17 protein-coding genes are annotated in these 21,935 nt (G+C 50.5%); 3 read left to right on the forward strand and 14 right to left on the reverse strand.

All coding sequences use genetic code 11. The features are described from left to right. Window positions 1-4 precede the first annotated feature (4 nt). The 10 genes from AB1L17_RS09795 to AB1L17_RS09840 all read right to left on the reverse strand — a co-directional run bounded on the left by AB1L17_RS09795 (window position 5) and on the right by AB1L17_RS09840 (window position 13,829). Complete coding sequence (locus tag AB1L17_RS09795; RefSeq protein ID WP_412844643.1) at window positions 5-3,835, reverse strand: hypothetical protein; 3,831 nt, start codon at window positions 3,833-3,835, stop codon at window positions 5-7. A 31-nt stretch (window positions 3,836-3,866) separates the two neighbouring features. Beyond that, entirely contained in the window at window positions 3,867-4,331 is a 465-nt protein-coding gene (locus AB1L17_RS09800) for a phage tail protein (protein ID WP_412844642.1), read from the reverse strand. Between the two features lie 5 nt (window positions 4,332-4,336). Further along, window positions 4,337-4,528, reverse strand: coding sequence for a DUF6760 family protein (locus tag AB1L17_RS09805; protein WP_007721336.1), 192 nt, complete (start codon window positions 4,526-4,528; stop codon window positions 4,337-4,339). Continuing rightward, complete coding sequence (locus tag AB1L17_RS09810; RefSeq protein WP_412844641.1) at window positions 4,525-4,902, reverse strand: phage tail assembly protein; 378 nt, start codon at window positions 4,900-4,902, stop codon at window positions 4,525-4,527. Before AB1L17_RS09810 ends, AB1L17_RS09805 begins: the two co-directional genes overlap by 4 nt. Before the next feature lie 87 nt (window positions 4,903-4,989). Then, complete coding sequence (locus AB1L17_RS09815; RefSeq protein ID WP_144613460.1) at window positions 4,990-5,421, reverse strand: phage tail protein; 432 nt, start codon at window positions 5,419-5,421, stop codon at window positions 4,990-4,992. Between the two features lie 37 nt (window positions 5,422-5,458). Beyond that, entirely contained in the window at window positions 5,459-7,219 is a 1,761-nt protein-coding gene (locus AB1L17_RS09820) for a phage tail sheath subtilisin-like domain-containing protein (protein ID WP_412844746.1), read from the reverse strand. A gap of 183 nt (window positions 7,220-7,402) precedes the next feature. Beyond that, window positions 7,403-8,209 (reverse strand): hypothetical protein, encoded by an 807-nt coding sequence (locus AB1L17_RS09825; protein WP_412844640.1) that lies wholly within the window; start codon window positions 8,207-8,209, stop codon window positions 7,403-7,405. Further along, window positions 8,209-8,784 (reverse strand): Pvc16 family protein, encoded by a 576-nt coding sequence (locus AB1L17_RS09830; RefSeq protein ID WP_412848867.1) that lies wholly within the window; start codon window positions 8,782-8,784, stop codon window positions 8,209-8,211. Before AB1L17_RS09830 ends, AB1L17_RS09825 begins: the two co-directional genes overlap by 1 nt. Before the next feature lie 113 nt (window positions 8,785-8,897). Then, window positions 8,898-11,054: an AAA family ATPase gene (locus tag AB1L17_RS09835; RefSeq protein ID WP_412844744.1), complete on the reverse strand. Its 2,157-nt coding sequence runs from the start codon at window positions 11,052-11,054 to the stop codon at window positions 8,898-8,900. An 18-nt stretch (window positions 11,055-11,072) separates the two neighbouring features. Next, entirely contained in the window at window positions 11,073-13,829 is a 2,757-nt protein-coding gene (locus AB1L17_RS09840) for an adenylate/guanylate cyclase domain-containing protein (protein ID WP_412844639.1), read from the reverse strand. 169 nt (window positions 13,830-13,998) lie between these two features. Between AB1L17_RS09840 and AB1L17_RS09845 the strand changes: the two genes are divergently transcribed. The 3 genes from AB1L17_RS09845 to AB1L17_RS09855 are packed head-to-tail and all read left to right on the forward strand — an operon-like array spanning window position 13,999 to window position 16,648. Continuing rightward, the gene (locus tag AB1L17_RS09845) at window positions 13,999-14,385 is read left to right on the forward strand and encodes a DUF4280 domain-containing protein (protein WP_412844638.1); all 387 of its coding nucleotides are present in this window, start codon (window positions 13,999-14,001) and stop codon (window positions 14,383-14,385) included. Window positions 14,386-14,404: 19 nt separating this feature from the next. Next, entirely contained in the window at window positions 14,405-16,078 is a 1,674-nt protein-coding gene (locus AB1L17_RS09850) for an MORN repeat-containing protein (protein ID WP_412844637.1), read from the forward strand. 3 nt (window positions 16,079-16,081) lie between these two features. Further along, window positions 16,082-16,648: an eCIS core domain-containing protein gene (locus AB1L17_RS09855; protein WP_412844636.1), complete on the forward strand. Its 567-nt coding sequence runs from the start codon at window positions 16,082-16,084 to the stop codon at window positions 16,646-16,648. Between the two features lie 67 nt (window positions 16,649-16,715). On the opposite strand, the gene AB1L17_RS09860 is transcribed toward AB1L17_RS09855, so the two are convergent. From AB1L17_RS09860 to hutU, 4 genes are all read right to left on the reverse strand, one after another. Continuing rightward, a complete protein-coding gene (locus AB1L17_RS09860; RefSeq protein WP_412844635.1) occupies window positions 16,716-17,354 on the reverse strand; it encodes a pyridoxamine 5'-phosphate oxidase family protein in 639 nt (212 codons plus the stop codon). Window positions 17,355-17,428: 74 nt separating this feature from the next. After that, on the reverse strand, window positions 17,429-18,769 hold the full coding sequence (locus tag AB1L17_RS09865) for a YjiH family protein (protein ID WP_412844634.1): 1,341 nt from the start codon (window positions 18,767-18,769) through the stop codon (window positions 17,429-17,431). A gap of 71 nt (window positions 18,770-18,840) precedes the next feature. After that, the gene (gene hutI, locus AB1L17_RS09870) at window positions 18,841-20,115 is read right to left on the reverse strand and encodes an imidazolonepropionase (protein ID WP_412844633.1); all 1,275 of its coding nucleotides are present in this window, start codon (window positions 20,113-20,115) and stop codon (window positions 18,841-18,843) included. Window positions 20,116-20,120: 5 nt separating this feature from the next. Continuing rightward, window positions 20,121-21,791 carry a urocanate hydratase gene (hutU, locus tag AB1L17_RS09875; protein ID WP_412844743.1) on the reverse strand — a complete coding sequence of 557 codons (1,671 nt, stop codon included), beginning with the start codon at window positions 21,789-21,791 and terminating at the stop codon, window positions 20,121-20,123. Window positions 21,792-21,935: the final 144 nt, after the last annotated feature.

Genomic DNA, 21,935 nt, shown 5'->3' on the forward strand with positions numbered 1-21,935 from the left:
CGGCTTATAACCCTCGTCGTTGCCGCTCTTGGGTGAGGCGCTTATCCAGCTCCTTCATCATTTTATCCATCAGTCGATCCACCTCTTGTGTGGATAAGGATGTCGGATTGCTTGACCTCTCTTTCACTTGCAGGTCGACTTGTCGTTGAAGTGAATGGGTTGTACTCTGCTGCACTGCGGCTTCTTGAGATGAGTTGCTTTTACGCAGGTACTCCATGAACGGCGGCGACTGAACGGGAGCAGTAGGACGAGCACGGCTGTCCTCTGCGCGTGGAATCCGCCGATGAATATTGGATGCATTTTCGGGTAAGGAAAGCCGCTGAGAAGCTTCGTTCGGTCTCGGGCTCTGTTGCAGAAGTGGCAAGAGTGATAGGAGTGCAGGCTGCATCGCAAGCCTTTGCGAAAGTGCTAGGGATGCCGATTTTTCCGCCTTTTTCGCTGGAATAGATGCTGATGAAAGGCTGCGTCGTTGCCTTACTCTTTGCTGGATTGTGAGCGGAGCATCCCGATTCTCGGCTTCCTCTATTTCATGGCGACCTAGCCGCTTGACCAGTTGCACCTGCTGCACCTGCTGCACCTGCTGCACCTTCTGCATCTGCTGATTGACCGCTTGCATTTCCCTACGACTATGTTTTTGTTGAAAGCGTCTGTGACTGCTAAGCTGGCTGGAATGCGTTCGATCGGTGACAAAATCAAAGGATATTTTTCTCGCGAATTGTACCGCTCTACTAGTGTGTTGGCTGGACAATGTCCGTGTCTCGCGTACTGGAATATCAGTCGTCCATTTCGCTTTTTGGCCTTGTGCAAGGCTTGGGAGTCGTGCACTTTCTTTTTGAACAACGATTTGTGCATCGTGTCGATTGTGAACAGTCGAGAGTGAATGATGGTTATGGAAATGCGTTTCCGTCCGGGAATCTGTCTGGGTTGTCTTCCTGATTTGCTCCAAGGCTTGAAGATATAGCCGAGCACGTAGGGCAACGGATTTTGTCCAGGAGCTGGATACCTGCTGCAATAAGCGGGAGTGACGACTTTCACGGGAATCACCGCTTTCGCCCCAGCCAGACTTTGGCTTATCATTCGTTTGCTTTTCATTGCTCGTGGGAGCTATCCCGCTTGTTGAACCTAGCTTGGCAAACTCGCTCATTGCTGCTGGCTTCGCGCTTTTTTGCAACAGTATCGTGAGTCCTAGTTCCGAGCTCCATCTGGCCGCTATTCGTCGCCATCGGTTCCGATCAGAGACGTCCTCTTCGGGAGAATACGGTAAGGCAGGCGGGCTATCCAATCGCTGACGATCTGTTCTTCCAAGTCCAATCTGCTCTGTTGCACGAAGCATTGCAACACGAAAGCGGCTCAACCTGAGGAAAAGTGCTTCCCGATCATGGTTATGGACGTGCAATAATGCTCGACGTATGCTCCGTTCATTTTTTAGGGAGAGCGTATGCCAAGTTGACCTCTGTTCATGCTCGTGCGCCATCGAGTTTGTCACTTGTCGTTCGTGACGGATGAACTTGTCTTGATCTTTGAAGAAGACGACATCTGCACGCATGTTCTTGCTGCTATGAAACGGCAGTAGCTGACGTGCTATCTCGTATGACATCTGAAAAACATGCCTATCCTGCTGGAGCATCGCCCCTCTGCTAGGCACACTCGTACGTGCGACAGGAAACGAAGATTGATGTCCCAGTTCGTCAGCAAGGTTCCATGGCGCGTGGTTTTTAGCTGCAAGAAGCTCCCTTGCTATGATGTGTTTTGCCACCATCTGTTGGGTCACTGACTTCCTGTTCGTCTCCTTGCTACCGAAACGCTCGTTCTTTTTATAGGTAGAACTGACGATACGATCCCGTAACGACTGCCAGCGTTGAAGATTCACATGAACGATGGGCGCGAAGCGATTCCACACAAGCCGTGCAGTACTCGCTCTACCAGCTGCCTCACGCTCGATTTCAGCAGTAGCTTCCAGATACTCCCTGATCCAGGGCTGATTGAACCATCCTCGTTTTTCAAAGAAAAAAGGATCGTTGGCGTACTGTAAGCTCTGGATCCAATCAGCAGCGATTGACTTCCTGACAACTGACTGCGCTAGAAGCGGAAAGGTTCGGGAGCTATCTGTCACCTGTGTATTTTGCGAATAAAAAGGAAGCCCTTGCTTGAGATGCAAAACGTTCAAGGCTAGATCGGTCCACGACTCATGCTGGAGCAAGTCAATCTGCTGATAAGAAGCAACCGGAATAACCGGGTTCAAGCTCGTTTTGCCAAAAAGCATTTGCTCATGGGCTGATTGCAAGCGAATGGACTGCTCCTGCTCCACACGGAATGCCAGCATGGTTGCTTGTTTCTCTCGATTTATGGCAAGCTGGCGTAACCAATGCGTCAAGGCGCTCTGCTGTTGTTCCCGCCCTCTTCCTACCTGCCTCAACCTCTGTCGAGAAGCATGCCTTTCTTGCCCACCTTCTATATCTGCCTGCGGAAACTGTTGTTGAGCCAAAACAACCAGCTGTTTTAACCGTGCCCATACAGCCTGCTGTTTGGTACTACCGGTATCAACTAGCTGAAGCATGCTTGGCAATACAGACTGAAACATCCTCGAAAGCCTTTTGCTCTCTAGTATCTTCAGTTCCACTGGGATAGAAGGAACTTCAGACACTGTTTCTCGCATCCACCTGCTTTTTGTTGGCAGATGCTGACGGCTGCTCGCGAAAACAATCGGCTGTAAAACACGTAGGCGTGGATGCGCAGTCATTGTCCTTGACGGCCTTGACGGCAATGTTACTCGACTTTGCAGCCAGTCCTGACTCTGGTTTTCCCACCACCGCCACCAAAGTTCGGTCTGCTTGTAAGCTACCAACCAACTTGTACTTTCATGAGCTGTTCTCCTAACTAGATGCCCACCGTCAGCTCGAGCTCGCTCTGTCCCTTCCGAACGATCCAAGGATAGGCTCGCAGTCCGCTCATCTGCTCTTTTCAGCGAATTAAGGAAAGACCACGTCCCACTCCTTGGCTCCATCCCGCTACCAATCAATTGTGAAAAGTAGCGAACCCCAGACTGTCCTAATCGGACTGCTTCCGAACGCGGCGCTCTGGCACGTGCATCCGCGTCCACGCTTGTTGCTGCTTCGAGCCATATCCGTTCAAGTGCATGCTGCATGCTCTTTAAGTCGCCAGGATCACTCCTTCGCGTTGTGTGTATCAAAACTTCCGGCGGAACATAGCGAGCTTCAGGCTTCTGAAATCTATCGCTCACGGTTTTCTTGCTGTCTGAAACAAGCGCCTTCAAAAGAGTCTGGGCAAAACCGTCCTGGTGTATCTGCTCTTGAAACCGCTCCTGAAGCAGTAGATTTTCAAGTGAGCTTCCGCGTTGAACAGAAGACTGTACGTAGCTGGACCAGCGATTTCTCTTACTTCCATCTGAAAGAGCCGTGATCCAAGGCAGGTAGCCCTTCCGAATCATGCCTGACGACTTCTCCCACTTCCGAAAAAGCTCATACAGTAACGTAGCCGCTTGTACTTTTCGTCCTGATCCCGATGCTTGCGTGATCACCACACGCTCTTTTGACCCCTGGTAGCCTGTTTGTTCACTAGGCAAAGTTTCTCGATTCAATCCGAGGTAGGAGTCCACTTTTACTTGCATGCGTACATGAATAAAGGTCTGATGAAAGTGGGTTTCCTGCCCTCCGATACTCGGCGAAAAATCACGATGGATCAATGTGAGGTAGCCAGGATCGCGAGCTTCCCCGTGCCGATACTTTTGCAGGATGCCCTGTGCAAAGCCTTGGCTGGAAGCACTAGACAGCAGAGCTGGACGTCGCGAAGATGGGAGCGCCTTGATCGTTCTCATCGTCTTTTGCTCCTTGCTGGCGTATTGATTGTTAAAAATATGACTTTAAGCCGTGATGCACGATTTCCAATGTCTCGACAGCTACTTCTCCATGTGCCGCCCGAAACTCCGGTCCAACCCATTTAACAGGATAAGCTCCTTCAAAAGCCCAAGCCCCCACATCATTTCCGTTTGAATCCAGAAGAATGATCGCCCCCTGCTTTCGCTTCCGTTTTTCGGGGGGACCAAAGTGGAAGTCCTCATACCATCTCCACAGCTCGTTTGATCTGACAAACCCTCGTTTGAAGACGAGATTAGGGTACTTGCTGCGCTTTGGCATCTTGTGGACAAAGTGATTCATGCCACCCTCTTGGTACTCCTCCAGCTCTGTTTCCACAGCCAGTCCGGACACTTCACTAAATCCGGCGACCCAGATACCATCCATCTCCAACCCAAACCGAAGAAATTCCACACGAAATCGGAGGTTGCTGTAATACGGATTCTCATTTGTGAACAACAGACTCACCTCCGTTTGAACACATCGAAGACATTTTCAGGCTCATCATTTTGCTTGCGGTTGATCGCGGATATCTCCTCGCACCAGCGCCGTCGTTCCTTGTGTTCCATCGACATGATCTCATCATGAGGCCAGTGAAAATAGTAGGCGATGAAGGCGGCTTCCTCATAAATCTTGTCGACGGGATATCCACTCATACTCCCTCCAGCGCCCCTGAAAAAGCCATGTCTACCTGATATTCATGCTCGCATTTCGGGCATGAGGTCGTAAACATCGAGCTGTCCAATTCGTTGATCTGTCTGTACAGGTTTTGCAGGTACGCGAGATCGGCGGTAAACAGTCTTTCCACCACTCTGGTGTCAATTCCCCGTACATCTCCCAGCTTGGTAATGACTCTGGTCAGCAAAATAATCGTCAAGTAGCCGGGATTTTGCTGGACGCGCGGATCACGCATCGGCAAAATTTCGTCGGCAGCCGTCGCCAAGCGCATGATCCCCCGCTTGTGCAAGTTTCCTTCTTCATCCACATAGCCGCGTGGGAGCTCAAATTCGTATTCCGTTTTAAATGCCATGGTGTTATCCTCCTCTTTCCCTAGGCCAGCAAGAGTGACAAAAAAATGCAAATTTCTTGCCACTCTTTGGCGTCGAGACTTCCTCTATTATTTCGTGCGTGTCATTCCTTCGTGCGCGATTTCCAGCTGCTCAATCGCAACCTCTGAGGACGTTCCGTTAAAATCTGGAGCCGTGTATTTCGTCGGCCACGCTTCAATGACTTTCCACGTTGCCACATCTTCCCCAGCTTCATTGATGGCAATGATCGTTACCGTTTTGCGTGCGACCTTGCCCTGGATGGTGTCCTGCATCCAGTTGTACAAATCCATGGAATCAGTCACGCCCCATTTCAGCGTGATATTCCCGTACTTCGCCAAGCCCGGGAGCTTGCGCGGTGTAATCACCTCATTGCCTTCCCGATACTCGACTACGTCCACGGACGCATCAAAACCGGACACCTCACTGAAGCCTGCCTGCTGAATCCCGTCCATCTCTACCCGATACCGAAACTTGCGGTATGGATCCTTGCGATCTGCCATACTGTACCCCTTTCCTCACATCGTTTTCCGTCGTGAATTATTGCTGATCAGATGTTTTTTGCGTAATACGGAAGATGACGAACTCTGCCGGCTTCACAGGAGCTACGCCAATCACGCAGATCAATCTGCCATTGTCGATATCATCCTGCGTCATCGTACTCCGGCCGATTTGAATGTAAAAGGCTTCCTGTGGACTAGAACCCATCAACGCGCCATCTCGCCAAACACGCGTCAGGAAGGAATCAATCGTGCGTTGCACGCGAGCCCATAGCCTCTCGTCATTTGGCTCAAAAACAACCCAGTTGGTCCCGTTTTTGATCGATTCTTCAAGGAAAATGAACAGTCGACGCACGTTTATATACTTCCACAGCCCATTGGATGACATCGTCCGTGCACCCCAAACGCGAATCCCTTGACCTGTAAACGCCCGGATCAGGTTGACTCCCTTCGGATTCAAAATATCCTGTTCGCCCGTGTTGTACTGGCAATCCAGTCCAGTGCAACCGCGTACGACCTCGTTTGCAGGAGCCTTGTGCACGCCGCGGGTATTGTCCGAGCGGGCGTAAATACCGGCCATGGAGCCAGATGGAGGAATGTAAATGTTACGCTTGTCCATCGGATCGAACACTTGCAGCCAAGGATTGTAGAGGGCAGCGTATTGCGTATCGAAAATATTGCGATGCGTCAAAACATCACTTACTTTTTTCTTGTCACGTGGAATATCCAGAATGGCGAAGCGGCTTTTCAGGTTTTCACAATGGGCCACAAGAGCGAGCTGGACATTCGGATCTGTCACCCCAGGAATGGCCATAATGCTCACTTCGTCATTATCGATGAAGGCTTGGATTCCGGTACGTTTTCCAGGTCCATGGTCCTCCCCCATGTATTCGCCCGCAGACAGATTGGCGACTGAGCCGTCGCTGCCTCCTGCCAAAGAGATTTGATACAGACCGAATTCTGTCTTCCCACCCTCGGTTTGAGTTTCTTCAGCCTGACCTGAAATGACAGTAAACGGAGGAATAACTTCTGGACTTGCAGGAGCACCGCCCGCTTCGACCTCTACGATATTGCTCTTGGACAGCAGTTTGCTGACATGGTTGGCAGCAGATACATTGAGCGAGCATTTGTCGAACTCTTCTGCCTCATCGTTATAGAAGACCTGCATCGTGAATTCACACGTCGAAACAATTTTGACAGGAAGCAGATTGTTATCAATGACGTCTCCTGTAAGCGCTGCTGACAGCTCAATGACATTGTCTTGGGAAGCTACCACTTCCCTGTACTGTTTCGTTTCACCATCATAGAAAGAAACGACATCACCTGGTTGAAAGCCTGCATTGTTTTTCACACGATACTTGGGAGCCTCGCCTAGCTGCTCATAAATTTGCGTTTTTGCCTTGCTCGATGGGATCAAATTCACTCTGATCTGATTTCCCCATGCTCCCGGGTTTTTGGCGGTGATCCGAAGGACAGATTCTTCGCTGTTCCCCTCATTGGAAGCCGGCTTCGCATCTGCTGGCGCTACCCGCATCACATAGCAGCGGGAGCCTCCATTCAGAAAGAAGTGATCCACCGCATAGGCGAGATAACGGTACTCCCCAAACGCATTCTCAGACAAATAGGAGCCGAATAACTTGCGGAAATCATTCACGCCTGTAATCAGCTCAGGCAATCCCGCAACGGGTCCTTTTTGGGCCAGCCCGATAAATCCGGCCGTGCTTGTGCTCGCTCCCTCCATGGGAACGGGCCCACTATCAAATTCCTCGACATACACCCCTGGTGATAAGTACTCTGGCATCGTTACCTGATTGGAGAGTTCCGCAATCATCCGCAGCAGAAACCTGCAATCAGTCCCTCCCTCCGATTAATTTCATCAATGGCTTTACTACTTACGGATAAATCCGTTTTGATACTTGTTTCTTGTTCTATAATCAGGCAGCAGGATGTAATAGACCTACGGGCAGACAGCTGCCGGATCACCCTAATCAGATAGCTTCATTTGGATAACACCTACAGATTGTGTCGTACCGGCTTGAATAGAAAGCTCGGCAAAACCAGTGGCTTCTTTCAGCCACACTTCGATTTTCATACGGGCATGAGTTTTTTCCAGAAATAACGGAAGGGCAACTACGAATTCTCCTCTGTCGTCGCAGTACGTTTCGAGTAGAGGGAGCAAGACAGTGCCTCTTGGGTAGGCAATAGAAAGAGGTTCGGTCAAGGGATAAACCCGACCTTTTGGGGGACCTGCAAAACGAATGATCGTCCCTTTGCATGCGGGTGTTTCGAGAAGAAAAGCATCGGTTGGGTCAATCTGACCCTTTTTACTGGCTACGATCAGCTCTGTCGCTTCTTTGCCAGCGTCTTCGGCCAATCTCACTGGGGCATCTCGTTCATAGTAGATAACAGCCTTCACATAAGCACTGCCAGCTGGGGACCCATCCTCGCCACAAGCTCTCCCCCTGATAAGGGAGTCTCCTGCTCGGAACGGATATTGTGGACTCGGATGTAAGCAGATGATTTTTTCAGAGCAAGTCTTGCGCTCAGATGTCACAGTGAAGGAAACGGCGCAGTCCATATACTCCCTGCTGTTAATGATGAGCGTGTAATTCCCATCGGGCAAGTCAGTGAAGACATACCATCCGTCCCCTTTGCGTACGGGAGCCTGCCGATGATTCTCCAAGCGAACGGACAAGCTCGAGCGAAAGGGGTCTCCTCTTGTATACATATCGACCAGACGGAAGGCATACGAGAAGATGGAGCGAATGCGCACCTGAAAATGCTGGTCCATTATCCTTGATCTCCTTCCCCTCGTATTCGGATATCCCGCTCCAGTACACGCTTCGTTGAACGAACTCGGGTTGAATCGATATGAACCGGCCCTACCGAGTAGCCGATGGATAGCTTGTACGGAACATGAGGAAAGAGTTGGATGAGTTTATCAACGGGAGGCTGTTCCACGACGACACGCAGCTCCGTATCCATTCCTGCAAGGGAGCCTTGAAGCTGATCGCCACGCAAAATGGCGTTGTCGTAGAGAACCTGCATGGCACGACCGAGGATGCGGTGCTCATCCAGCATGCGGGTATGCTGTTCTGCTGGGGAATGGGCGGTCAACAGGTAGGATAGATTGACCGTCATAGGGGGATATCGCAACTGATCAGTACCTTCACTGATCATCATGTGCTGCCTCTCCTGACTTTCCCGGATTTCGTATAAAAACAAGGCTAGTGCCAACTCTCCTGGCTGAGCAGGCGAGCTTAAGCCAATTAACTCTGGCTGGCTAATCGGCTCTGGTGTCATCTCTTTGCGCAAAAGAGCCAGTAGAGTCTCTCCTACTTCAGCAATGGCGGTGTACTGGCTGATACCCGTTCACCTCGACATTATTTGACAGAATATACTTATCATAACATTGAAATAAGTGGTTTTGCATGAATTTTTTATATATTTTTGTAAAATTGTTCATTTTTCGACAAGCCTTACAGCTTCGCATACTCCCCCAAATCCTCTTTCAATAACAGCTTGCCCGTCTTTTTCAACTCCTGCTTGGCTGCCATGATCAAATGGCTCATCGAAACAGGCTTACCTTCCGATGCAGCTAAGAAGCAAGCAGCGAGAACCACATTTTTGATCCCGCCTCCCGCAATATGCAGCTTGGACGCCAGAAACTCAAAATCGATGTCAGCAGCCCGCGGCGTATCGATCGGGAACATGCTGCGCCATATTTCTTCTCGATAGGATGGGTCAGGGAAAGGAAACTTCACCACGTAATTGATTCTGCGCATGAAGGCTTCGTCAAAATTTTGCAGGAGATTCGTCGCCAAGATCGAGACCCCCTCGTACTCCTCCATTTTTTGCAGCAAATAGGCCGTTTCCACATTCGCGTATTTGTCATGCGAATCTTTCACTTCTGAGCGCTTGCCAAAGAGAGCATCTGCTTCATCGAAGAAAAGAATGGCGTTGCCGATTCTCGCCTCCGAGAATATCTGATGGAGGTTTTTCTCGGTCTCCCCAATGTACTTGCTGATCACCTGCGACAAGTCAATCTTGTAAATTTCCAGCCCCAGTTCATTGGCAACGACTTCCGCCGACATCGTTTTACCCGTGCCGGGAGGGCCAGCAAACAGCATACTGACACCTTTTCCATAGGAGAGCCTTCGACCGAACCCCCACTCTCCCAAAACGACATTTCGATAGGTCACCTGATTGCAGGCGTTCCGCAGCAAGACCAGCTGCTCATCAGGCAAAACCAGGTCCTGCCAGCTGTATTTTGGCGTCAAGCGAACAGCGTGTTTTTCCAGCGAATGTCTCATTTGCACGAAGCAAGCTTCATGGAGCTGATCGAGGGAAACGATCTTTTCTTTCGTCTGCATCGCCATTTCGTTTGCTCTATGAAGCGCTTGCTTGATCTGCCCGGCATTCAGCCTGAATTTTCCTGCCAATATCCCCAGGTCAATTTCCTCGGAAAGACCCAAGCCTGCGCTACCTGTCTCCCATAATCGCCTCCTTTCAGTGTCGTCCGGACTTGGCACCTCCATTTCCAGCCAAATCCGCTTACTCAAAACGTTCCCTGGCTTCCATTGACTGGTCGCCACAATGGCAACGCAGCCTGAAAAGCTTTCGAGTTCATCGATCAACAGCTGTTTGCGACCAACCGTCTGTATTTCCTCTGTCAGACAAGCTTCGAACTGATGCAAGCAAAGCACCCCGCGCCGCAGCTTCACCTCCCGCATGACCTGCTGTAATTTGCGTGCAAATGCTTCCTCCCGGATCAAGCGCTCCACATCGACCAGCAGTATCGGACGCTCGACTCCATGAAACAAATGCCGGAGCAGATGCCTTTTGCCAACGCCAGTCGGACCATGCAAATGAAGGAGAAGTCGCTCTGAATCTGAACCTGCCGTTTCCCACACCATTTCAAAGCGTTCCTGCAAACGAATCCCGCTCTCTCCTGCCAACGGTTCCAACTCTTGACCTGGCAAGCTCCAGGAAAGCCAAGGCGGAAGACTATCATCACCTCCATCCTGTGTCGTCAAAAAGTGGAGCATTCGCTCATCCAGCTTTAGTGGCCGAGAGAGCCAGGAGCCACTACCGCTCAAGTCAGCCTCGGTAAAAAGCAGCAGACGACCTAGCTTGCTTTTTAGCGTAAAAGCTGTCCATGCTTCGATTCTTTCGCCCGCTGTCCGGCAAAATAGCTGCATCGCCAATTCTGGCGTCGGCGACTTGCACGTAATGTCATCCAAGAGATAGCCAAACAGCTTTTCGTATTTCCGGTCTAGTTCAACTGCCAGGCAAAGAAACAAACATCCCAGCTCAAAACGGTTGAGAGAAAAAGCATCTGCCACTGCCAGAAGCGGTACGCTCCTCTCGTCTCGCATGTGCAGAGCATGAAGTCTTTCTTCGCATGCAGTCACCCGCTCTTCGAAAGCATCCCACAGCTGCGTTGCTTGCGGAGCTGCTTCGAGCAGTCGCACGACTTCTTCCTCTGTGACAATCACCCCCCTCATTTGATCAAGTGGATAATCATCTCCCTGCTGTGCTCGCACCGCCAGCAATCGCAGCAGATGCGTATCCAGCCATCGAAGCATCTCCTCGTAATAGTTCCACTGGCTGTCATTCGATTCGCGACTATTCATCAAGCTTATTCACCGCTCCTATGATATTTTCAATTCTCCAGACCAGTCTCGCTCGGCCCCTTTTTGCGCGTACTCGTCACATAAATAGAAGTACTGTCGCGCAGCCTGATCCCATCGGTTTTGCTTGATGACGGCCAGAAAAGCAGAACGCGCATCGTGAAATCTTCCGTTTTGATACATAGCTATCGCTTGTTCAAACAATTGTTTCGTTTCATCCTTGTGCGCACGAATCTGGGCAGAATCCCCCTCGTATACGTCGTACAAATGCATCGGTTGGGCTTCTCCCTCGATATGAACCCATCCCAAATCACGATAGCGGTATGTCGTACTCTCTCCCATCTCGGCAAACAGCGAATCGGACATCAGAATGCAGGCTCCAAGTGTTTCCGCCAGCTTTTCCATTTTTTCCACCAGTCGAACGTGATCTGAAATAATCGCAGCCTCGAGTCGCGTCGCCTCACCAATAATCCCGAGCATTAAAGGACCGTGATGCAGAGCAACCCGCAGTTCGATCGGATCATATCCTTTTGCTGCTCTTTGTTCGTTATAGACCTCTAACGTGCGGCGCATTTGCACGGCTGCATCCAGTGCACCTGTCGCCTCTTTCGGATAAACCGCGAGAACGCCGGGATCGAGATATTCGGTAATCATTCCTTGATTCTCATTGACGATCGGAGCAAAACGTTTGAGAAACGCATTGATGACACGGAAAGTCGCCTCTGGCTGCAATTGATGGGAGATGGCATGAAACGATTGCAGACTCATGCGCATGATTGCCATTTCCCGTTCAACCTGATCACCAAGCTCCACGTCCAATATGCTTTCCTTCCCGAGGAAATGGATAAACTGCTGCGGCACAAAGCGATTATTCGCCTCGTTCATCCTCGTGATGTTGGAAATGTACTGACGGATGCGCTTCGCCATTTGGTTGAAGCTTTCTGCCAGCTTTTGAATTTCATCCATAGAGCGGACTCTTGCAATCACACTGTAGTCACCTTTCCCCATTTCGGAGACGTTCGTCTGTAGATTGCGGATGTTTTTGTATGTCAGCCACGAGAAAAGGAAGAAAAGACTGGCACAGATCGACCAGACGAGCGCCGCACCTTGGCCAAGCTCACGGGACATTTGATTATGCTGCATCCGAACCCCGTTCATTTCTCTTCCCAGCTCCAAAACACCGGATAACTTGCCGGAAGAATTGTAAATGGGAGCCATGGCATACATCCAATAGCCCGTCCGATCCTGGGCTTTTCCTGAGACGACCTCCCGCTTCATGACGACACTGCGGAACTCGTCATCAATTGGTACATTCTCAAACACATCTGCACTGTCGTTATCATCCATCATGAGAAACAATTCGCCATCTTGGTATTTGTAGATTGTTTTGTAGAGTCCCCGGTTCACATGCGCATCATCTGGGACCTCCAGTTTTTTCAGATCGGAGAGTATCGCTTGATAATCTTCATTCATGTAATCAACCGCCCCGTTAACTCCATCCAGCTTATCTCCTGGGATCAAGGTAGAAATGACATATGCTTGGAGGCGCAGATCCGTCTGATTTTCCTGCTCCATAAAAGCAAAGGTCAGCTTCGTTCCCTCCAGCTGGAGGAATACCGGCACGACAACTAGCGGCGCTATCACGATTGTTTGCTTGATAATCAACGGAATGCGGAAGAGGCGAATCAGAAGGAACTGAATGGCGCAAAAAAGGAGAATTTCTACGCCCAAGCCTGTCCACCAAGTCCACCCCTTCAATTGGTCTGTTCCTGACACAGAAGGGGAAGCAAGCTTGGTCATGACATTTCCCTGTTGATCCAGGAAAGCGAGCTGACTGTCTGTGGCGACGACGATCTCATAGCTGGGGGTTACAGCAAAAGCAGTTAAGGCACTACTATCGCTCGATTTGATCTGCTCGAATGTTTTGGAAGGAACGATCAAGGCAATCTCATTCGGATGTGCGGGATCGAAGCGTTCAATGACGTTTTGATCGGAGTTGTAGAAAAGGAGACGACCTTGTGGACCTACTCTCACATGGTTGGGGATGGTACGATTTTTATCGGATCGTTCGGAATGAATGTAGAGTGGACCATTCACCTGTGCTTCTACGTTGGCAGGGGCAATGGCAACCTGATAAACCTCTCCGCGCTTGGTAGTAAGATAGGTATGCTCCGGGTCTACACCGGCAATTTCATTGACATATACGTCTTTTGGCAATTGGATTTGATAGAGCTCTGTGGGGGTTGAATCAGAGGGTACAAATTGATAGGCAATGACTTCAGGGTGTTGATAAACATAGAAAGTAAGACGATTTTCCGCTACTTGCAGGGAGCGCACCTTGCCAATTCGCTTGTACGAGCTGTCCCTGCCGTATGAATCTTCATACACCACTTGCACCATTTCACCATCCGGCGACATTCGCACGATTTTCTCGGATACTGTACGCAAACCAAAGCTGTCAAGCTTTGTGATCAGTACGTAAGCATATCCTTCTTCGTCGATAGCCACCTCTGTGAAATTCTCCAAGCCTTCTTCCGGATTTTGCTCAAGCACTTGTTGATAGCGAAGCGTCCGATCGGGGTGCAGGCTTGTCAGCTTTTGATGTCCGTCCGTGATGATGACAGCATCTTTTTGGCTATTGACCGCGATGCTGTCTATTCCTTGAAACGGCACGTCCAGCCTCTCACTGCTGTCCAAGTTCAAAACGAGCAACAAACCGATTCCAACGAACAAAACCAGCAGTCCGGTCAGCCAGGAATACTTCTTGTTATTTCCCATCGTTCGGGTTCTCCCATCTTGCAAAAAGTATATGGAAAATGATGACACTATTCAATATTATACTAAAAATTACAATTTTCGCTATACATCTCCTCTCTTAGACATTTATACTACTATACAGATTCCTTATCAAATATTTTTGAGATGACCTAGTAAAGGAGTTGGCTTCATGGGACAACTCGTCTGCGGAGGAGCCATGCTACAATGCAGCTTCGGCGCCGCTCCCAGTTCATTCATGGTGCTCCCGGTAAACCGCGTCACAACCAGTATGCCGATCGCGAACATTATGGACAATAAACCGATGGTAAATATCCTTCCGTTCGGGATGTGCAATACGATGTCAAATCCTCAGGTCGCTGCAGCTACCGCGGCGAAGCTGGGTGTTTTTACTCCTGTCCCCTGCGTTCCTGTTACGGCTGCCCCGTGGATTCCTGGCTCCCCTACTGTTCTCGTCGCCAACATGCCTGCCCTTAACCAAACCTCCAAGCTCATGTGCAGCTGGGGAGGCGTCATTCAGATCACGAATCCCGGTCAGACGACGATTCAGGTTCCCTGACAGGTAGGGAGGAAACGAGATGGATAAACAACTCCAAAAGCTCACGGAACAAACGATTGTCGACCCGCTCACCAATCCGCTCAAAAAATGGGTACAGGATTGGCTAAAAAAAGGAGCTGCCCTCCCCAAGAAAGCCCTCGACTGGATCAAGAACGGCATAGCCGGACTGTTCACAAAAAAAGAAACCTCACTCCACGATTATGTACACATCGGCCGTTTTTACATAGCCAAGCGCTTTCTCATTTTGATGGGACTTTTCCTTCTTGTCCTTGCCTACTTCCTGTTCATCAATCCTCCCGATGCACTCAACCGCTATTTGCAACGCCCTATCGTCATTCATCTAAAAAACCCGAATCAACAGATTTCCGATACGGGTCTTGCGATCATTTACAACCCGGAAGGCACGATGATCTATTCCGGTCAACTCGTGGATGGTTTGTATGACGGAAAAGGCGAGCTCTATGACGAGAATGGGAAGCTGCTCTATAGCGGCGAGTTCAAAACTGGCACACTACAAGGTTTAGGCAAAGGGTACCGGAATGGTGTTCTCGTGTATCATGGCGGGTTCGAAAGTGGCGTATACGCTGGTCAAGGAACTTTGTACAACGAAAACCAGCAAGTCGTTTTGCAGGGGATTTTCAAAAACGGAAAGCTCGATGGAGCCGGTCAGGAAATGCACACAAATGGCGCTATCAAATACGAGGGAGCTTTCCAAAACGGCGTCTACAATGGGTCTGGCAGGCTTTTTACACAGAATGGACAGCTTCTGTATGACGGAATGTTTGACAATGGATTCTACGGCGGTGAAGGCACTGATTACTACGGAAACGGACTCGTTCAGTATAAGGGGCAATTTCTGGACGGCAGGTACAATGGAGCCGGGAGTCTTTTTGATCGGGATGGCAAAACCGTGTATGAGGGCCATTTTCGAAACGGGCACTTCAATGGTGCTGGAACTAAATTCTCCCCGAACGGCAGCATCGTTTATCAAGGTGATTTTTTTCTCGGCGTCTATCACGGGCAGGGCGAGCTGCGTGATGCAAGTGGCGTAACGCTGTATAAAGGCGGCTTTGCTGAAGGGCATTATCACGGAGCGGGAGAGCTGCGTTCTGCCGAAGATGCGCTGTTGTATCAAGGGCAATTTCGGGCAGGTGCGTACGACGGCATCGGGGTTCTCTACGACAAGGAAGGCTTGCCGCTGTACAAAGGGTATTTCCGCGAGGGACGGATTTATTTGCCAGGTTTCATTGGCACCTCCAAAAGCAAGCTGGAAGAGATTATGGGCAAGCCCGACGACGACGCGCCAAAGCAAGCAGAAGGAGCTGTCACTCCTCCTTCCGAACCGCAAGCTCTGGAAGCTCAAAAAGCAGCAGAGACCACTTCATCGCCACAGAAGATTACCTATCGCGAAATGAACATGGCTTTTACGCTCGACCCAGCGCCTGGACACCCGGGCAAACAGCTTGTCACTGCCGTCCATGTCTATCATCCGCAGATCATCTCCATCGTCAAAGAAGATCGGGATGAGCTCGACAGCAAAGCTGCTTTTGTACCCAAGACCTCTACGTCATCTGTTAATCGCACCCAATCTATCACGAGCTATCTGGTCGATCCGTATTTGTATCTTTATTTCTATCAGGCCGAGCAAAATAAACCCGTTCAGTTGGACGTGAAAAAAGCGGAAGGGCTGTGAAGTATGCGCCACTACGATTCTAGCAGACCGTCTAGTGAAGCTGCTCAGGAAAAAACAAGCGAAACCGTTATCAAGCCTAAGCTCCAGCCTAGCATGATCCAAAGAAAGGCAAGCCATTCGGATCACATCCTCTCCCTGCAAAAGACTCTTGGCAATCAGGCAGTTCAACGGATGTTGTCTCGTGCTCCTGTACAAAAATCAGAAGATCTCTCCTCCGGCAGCGGTCGCTCGCTCCCTGATTCCGTGCAAGCAAAGATGGAGCAGGCCTTTCAAACCGATTTTTCAAGTGTTCAGGTTCATCCGGAATCTTCTGTTGCAACGCAAATTGGAGCCGTTGCCTTCGCCCAAGGGAATGACATTCACTTTGCTCCCGGCACGTATCAGCCTGAGACGCAAAGTGGTCAACAGCTGCTGGGCCATGAACTGACACATGTCGTCCAGCAGAGACAAGGACGGGTCAAAGCGAACTCTCCTGATGCCAGCCTACCTATCAATGATGACCCCGCTCTGGAAGCGGAAGCCGATCACTACGGAGCTTTGGCAGCAGCCGAAACCAGTATGGAGAAATAAACTCTCCCCTATAGAAAACGGCAGCCCCGCAATCAGAGCGGATGGCTGCCGTTTTACTTTTCCATGCTTAGTACAAGCGTTTCGTATAGCTGTCTTGCAAGCCCTCCGCCACTTCTTTTGCTGTCACACCCGGAAGCTTCACATGATCTGCCAGCATTTTCGCGACATTAGGGGTCGTCCCTTCTGCCGGCCAGGACTCCGGCTTCCATAATCCAGAGCGCATAAATGCCTTTGCACAGTGGACAAAGCACTCCTCCACCTTTACGCCGATCCCGAGTGTAGGTACCTTCCCGTTTACCGCCATCTTCACCAGGATTTCTTCATCGCGAATAATGCAAGCCTTGCCATTCACGCGGAACGTCTCTTCCAGCGTTGGGATCAAAAAGATAAGCCCAATGTGCGGGTTGACCAAAATGTTCGTGATCGAGTCCATTCGCTTGTTTCCTGGTCGCTCGGGAATCACCAGGTGATGATCGTCGATAACATGCACAAAGCCGGGTGCATCTCCACGTGGTGAAGCATCACATTGGCCATCTTTGTCTGCTGTGGCAATGATGACAAATGGCGCTTGGGCAATAAAATTACGGCTATGGTCATCCAGCTGGGAGATCGCCTTGTTTTGCACGAGACGACTTGGCTCTCCGACCATTTCGCGCAGCTGCTGCTCTGACGTCACAACATCACGGAATATTCCGAATCCTGACATGACTAGCCCCTCTTTCCTCTGCTTGTTCGAACCTGCCACCATCATACCATATTTGTCCATTCTCTTTTCATGATTTATGGCAAAAGCAGGAAAGCAAGCGGGGTCACAAACAACAGAGTGATAATGGTACGCTCCACCCAAATCACCAATAGCTTTGGAATGCTAATGGGAATCTCGGTGGACAAAATGCAAGGTATCGTCGCTGAAAAGAACAGGATGGAAGAAACCGAAACAACTGCAATCACAAACTTGGTTACCAGCGGTGCTTTTACCACAAGAAGCGCGGGCAAAAACATCTCGGCAATTTCTATCGCGGATGCTTTTGCGGCCAGCATTGGTTCTGGAATTTGCAATAGCCACGTAATCGGATAAAACAAGTACCCCAGCCAGTCAAACAAAGGGGTAAATTCGGCCAACACCAACCCAAGCAGACCGACCGACATGATGGACGGAAGGATACTCATGGTCATGATGAAGCCATCCCGCAAATTCTCCCAAATGTTTCGCGTAAGCGGCAGCGCTTTTCCCGCCGCATCCATTGCCTCCGTCCATGCTTGGCTCACACGTTTTTCCTTAATCACTTTCTCTGGATCGCCGTTGTCCTGATAATACGCATCGCTCATTTTGGAAAGCGGCCAAATACGCACCGTCACTGCTGTTACGAGAAACGTCACCACGAGTGAGACCCAGAAGTATAGGTTCCAGTAATTCATCAAATCCAATGTTTTAGCGATGACGATCATAAAAGTCGCTGACACGGTGGAAAAGCCTGTTGCGATAATAGCTGCTTCTTTAATCGTATATTTGCCTTCTTTAAATACCCGGTTCGTGATCAAAAGACCGATCGAATAGCTACCTACAAAAGAAGCCACCGCATCTACCGCAGAGCGGCCAGGGGTTTTCCAAATCGGGCGCATGATTGGCTGCACCAGTACACCGATAAATTCCAAAAGGCCGTAGCCGACCAGTAATGCCAGGAACACGGAGCCGATCGGGACCACCATGCCCACTGGAATCACCAGCTTTTCAAAAAGAAATGGCCCCATACTCTTGTCCAGCAGCCAGGCAGGACCCGCCTGAAAATAGATTAACAGAGCGATAGGTACACCGAGTACTTTTAGCGCAGAGAAGACGAGGTTTACCTTACTCTGCTTCCAAGTGCCCGTAACGAACGGATAAATCGCACCAAGAACAATCACAAGCAAAGCGTATACAGGGATCGCACCCGGCATGATTTGCCGAACCCATGTCACAATATGATCCAGCATAATCGAGCTTGTGTTATGAATGGTAACAGGGATAAAAAAGACGAAAATACCAATGAGGCTAAATACAAAGAACTTCCAAGCATGTGTGGTGGATACGGCTTGCTGACCAGGACGAGGTGCGAGATTGCTGTTCGACATATTGCCCATACATGTCCCCCCATTTTAAAAACAAGCCGGTCTCCTCCACTTCTATCCGTTTTTCATTTGTCTCTATTGTATTACGCCAGTCTGCCCCCACTAACGACAATCGTTCCGCTTTTGATCACGGTGTCTACATGGTTGATTCCGTAGCGATATTGCAAGGTCATGAAATCAGGAACGTCAAAAATCGTGACATCTGCTTTTTTCCCAGCCTCAAGGCTGCCGACTTCATGCGCGCAGCGGATTGCGTGAGCAGCATTGATTGTAGCGGCCGTCAGCACCTCGGCTGGCGTCATCCCCATTTTCAGGCACCCCAGATTCATGATGAGCGGGAGAGAAACCGTTGGAGACGAGCCCGGATTGCAATCGGTCGAAATCGCTACAGCTACGCCACGATCAATCATTTTCCTGCCATTGGCTGACTCTGCCATCAGGAAGAACGCCGTACCTGGCAGCAGAACAGCGATGACACCCGCATCTGCCATCTGTTCAATCCCCTTGTCAGAGGCACGCAGCAAATGATCCGCAGATACCGCCCCAACCGCAGCAGCCAGCTCTGCTCCCTCGTACGGTTCTATTTCATCCGCATGAATCTTCGGCAGCAGACCGTGACGGATTCCGGCTTCGAGAATGCGCCGGGATTGCTCAGGGGTGAACACTCCTCTTTCGCAAAACACATCGTTAAAAACAGCGAGCTTGCGTCGAGCGACCTCCGGGATCATTTCCTCAATGACTAGGTCTACAAACGCATCGGGATTTTCCTTGTATTCACGCGGCACTGCATGTGCACCCATAAAGGTACTGACGATATCAATAGGATGTGCCTCATGCAGCTGTTTGGCGACCTCCAGCTGCTTCAGCTCCGCTTCCAATGTCAGACCGTAGCCGCTTTTCGCCTCAACCGTTGTTACCCCATGCAACAGGAACTGGTCAAGACGTCGCTTGCTCTGGGCAAACAGCTCCTCGTGGGTAGCTGCCCTCGTAGCCGCAGTCGTCGAGTGAATTCCACCGCCATTGTTCATAATCTCCATATACGTAGCGCCATTTAGCCGCATATTAAACTCGTTTTGCCGACTACCCGCGTGCACCAGATGGGTATGCGGATCGATCAGGCCCGGAGTGACCAGCTTGCCCGAAGCATCAATGATATTCGCCTCATGTGCGCGTTCTCGATAGTGAAGCTCCAGCTCTTCATCTGTTCCCACACGCTGGATAACGCCGTCTTCCAGCCATATGCTTCCGTCCTCGATGATCGACAGCTCATTCATTTGCGCTCCTGTTACCGGGGAAGAGGAGCCGCCAGCCAGCGTGGCGAGCTGACTGGCATGGCGAATCCATACAGGTTTTGTCATGGCTCTTACTCCTTCATCATCGGGATGTTGACGCCTTTTTCCTTGGCTGTTTGAATCGCGAGGTCATACCCTGCATCCACATGTCGAACAATGCCCATACCCGGATCTGTTGTGAGGACGCGCTCCAGACGACGTGCTGCTTCTGGCGTGCCATCTGCCACGATGACCATTCCTGCGTGGAGAGAGTACCCCATACCAACGCCGCCACCATGGTGTACAGACACCCAGCTCGCTCCGCCTACCGCATTGATCATGGCATTGAGAATCGGCCAGTCTGCAACCGCATCGCTGCCATCCTTCATTGCTTCTGTCTCGCGGTTTGGCGATGCGACAGAACCGGAGTCCAGATGGTCTCGCCCGATGACGATTGGGGCCGAAAGCTCACCGCGCGCAACCATTTCATTAATGATTTGACCAAAGCGCGCACGCTCACCGTAGCCTAACCAGCAAATACGGGATGGAAGTCCCTGGAACTGGATGCGCTCCTGCGCCATGCGGATCCAGTTGCACAGATGCGTGTTGTAGGAAAACTCGCGGAGGATGACTTCGTCTGTCTTGTAAATATCCTCAGGATCGCCGGATAGTGCTACCCAACGGAATGGACCCTTACCTTCACAAAATTGCGGACGGATGTAGGCTGGAACAAAGCCAGGGAAACGAAATGCATCCTCCACACCTTCGTTTTTTGCCACCTGCCTGATGTTATTGCCATAGTCGAAAGTGACTGCTCCTTTTTCCTGCATCGCGAGCATGGCGCGAACGTGTTCAGCGATGCTTGCTTTTGTGCGAGATTCGTACGCTTTCGGATCGCGTGTCCGCAGTTCGGCTGCTTCCTCCAGTGACATGCCGATGGGAATGTAGCCGTTGAGTGGATCATGCGAGGAGGTCTGGTCCGTCAGCACATCCGGGATAAAGTCACGAGCCAGCATGGCATTCAGCACTTCGGGTGCATTGCCCAACAGACCGATGGAAATGCCTTTTTTGTCGCGTTTCGCTTCTTCCGCCAAACGGATCGCTTCGTCCAGACTCTCTGTCATCACATCCAGGTATTTCGTGTCCAATCTGCGTTGAATACGGGTCGGGTCCACCTCGATATTGATGCTCACACCGCCATTGAGCGATACGGCCAGCGGTTGCGCACCACCCATGCCGCCCAAGCCTGCTGTCACGGTAATCGTTCCGGTCAACGTGCCTTCAAAATGCTGGCGTGCCAGTTCTGCAAACGTCTCGTACGTCCCTTGCACGATGCCCTGGCTGCCAATGTAAATCCAGCTTCCCGCTGTCATTTGTCCGTACATCATCAAACCCTTTTTGTCCAGCTCGTGGAAATGCTCCCAATTCGCCCAGGCAGGCACCAGGTTCGAGTTTGCCAGCAGCACACGCGGCGCATCGGTATGCGATTTGAATACGGCAACCGGCTTCCCAGACTGGATGAGGAGTGTTTCATCGCTCTCTAACGTTTGCAATGTTTTGACAATTACATCGAAGCATTCCCAGTTCCGTGCCGCCTTGCCAATTCCGCCGTATACGACCAGATCCTCTGTACGCTCAGCTACATCAGGATTGAGGTTGTTCAAAAGCATGCGCAGCGCAGCTTCCTGTACCCATCCCTTTGTATGTAATTGGGTACCTGAAAAGGCTTGGATCAATTGCTCAACGGATTGTGTCGTCGTCATCATTTCCACCTGCTTTTCTAAAAGGATGTACTTCTTAGCTCCATTGTAAAAGAGCAAGGGAAAACAAAAAAGGCACCGCGCTTTCGATTTGGTGCCTCTACTTTCGATTCACTTGCAACCGCATTCATGGTTTGACGAAAAAAT

Origin of the sequence: Brevibacillus jepli, from assembly GCF_047229145.1 — a bacterium.
Taxonomy (GTDB): Bacteria; Bacillota; Bacilli; order Brevibacillales; family Brevibacillaceae; genus Brevibacillus.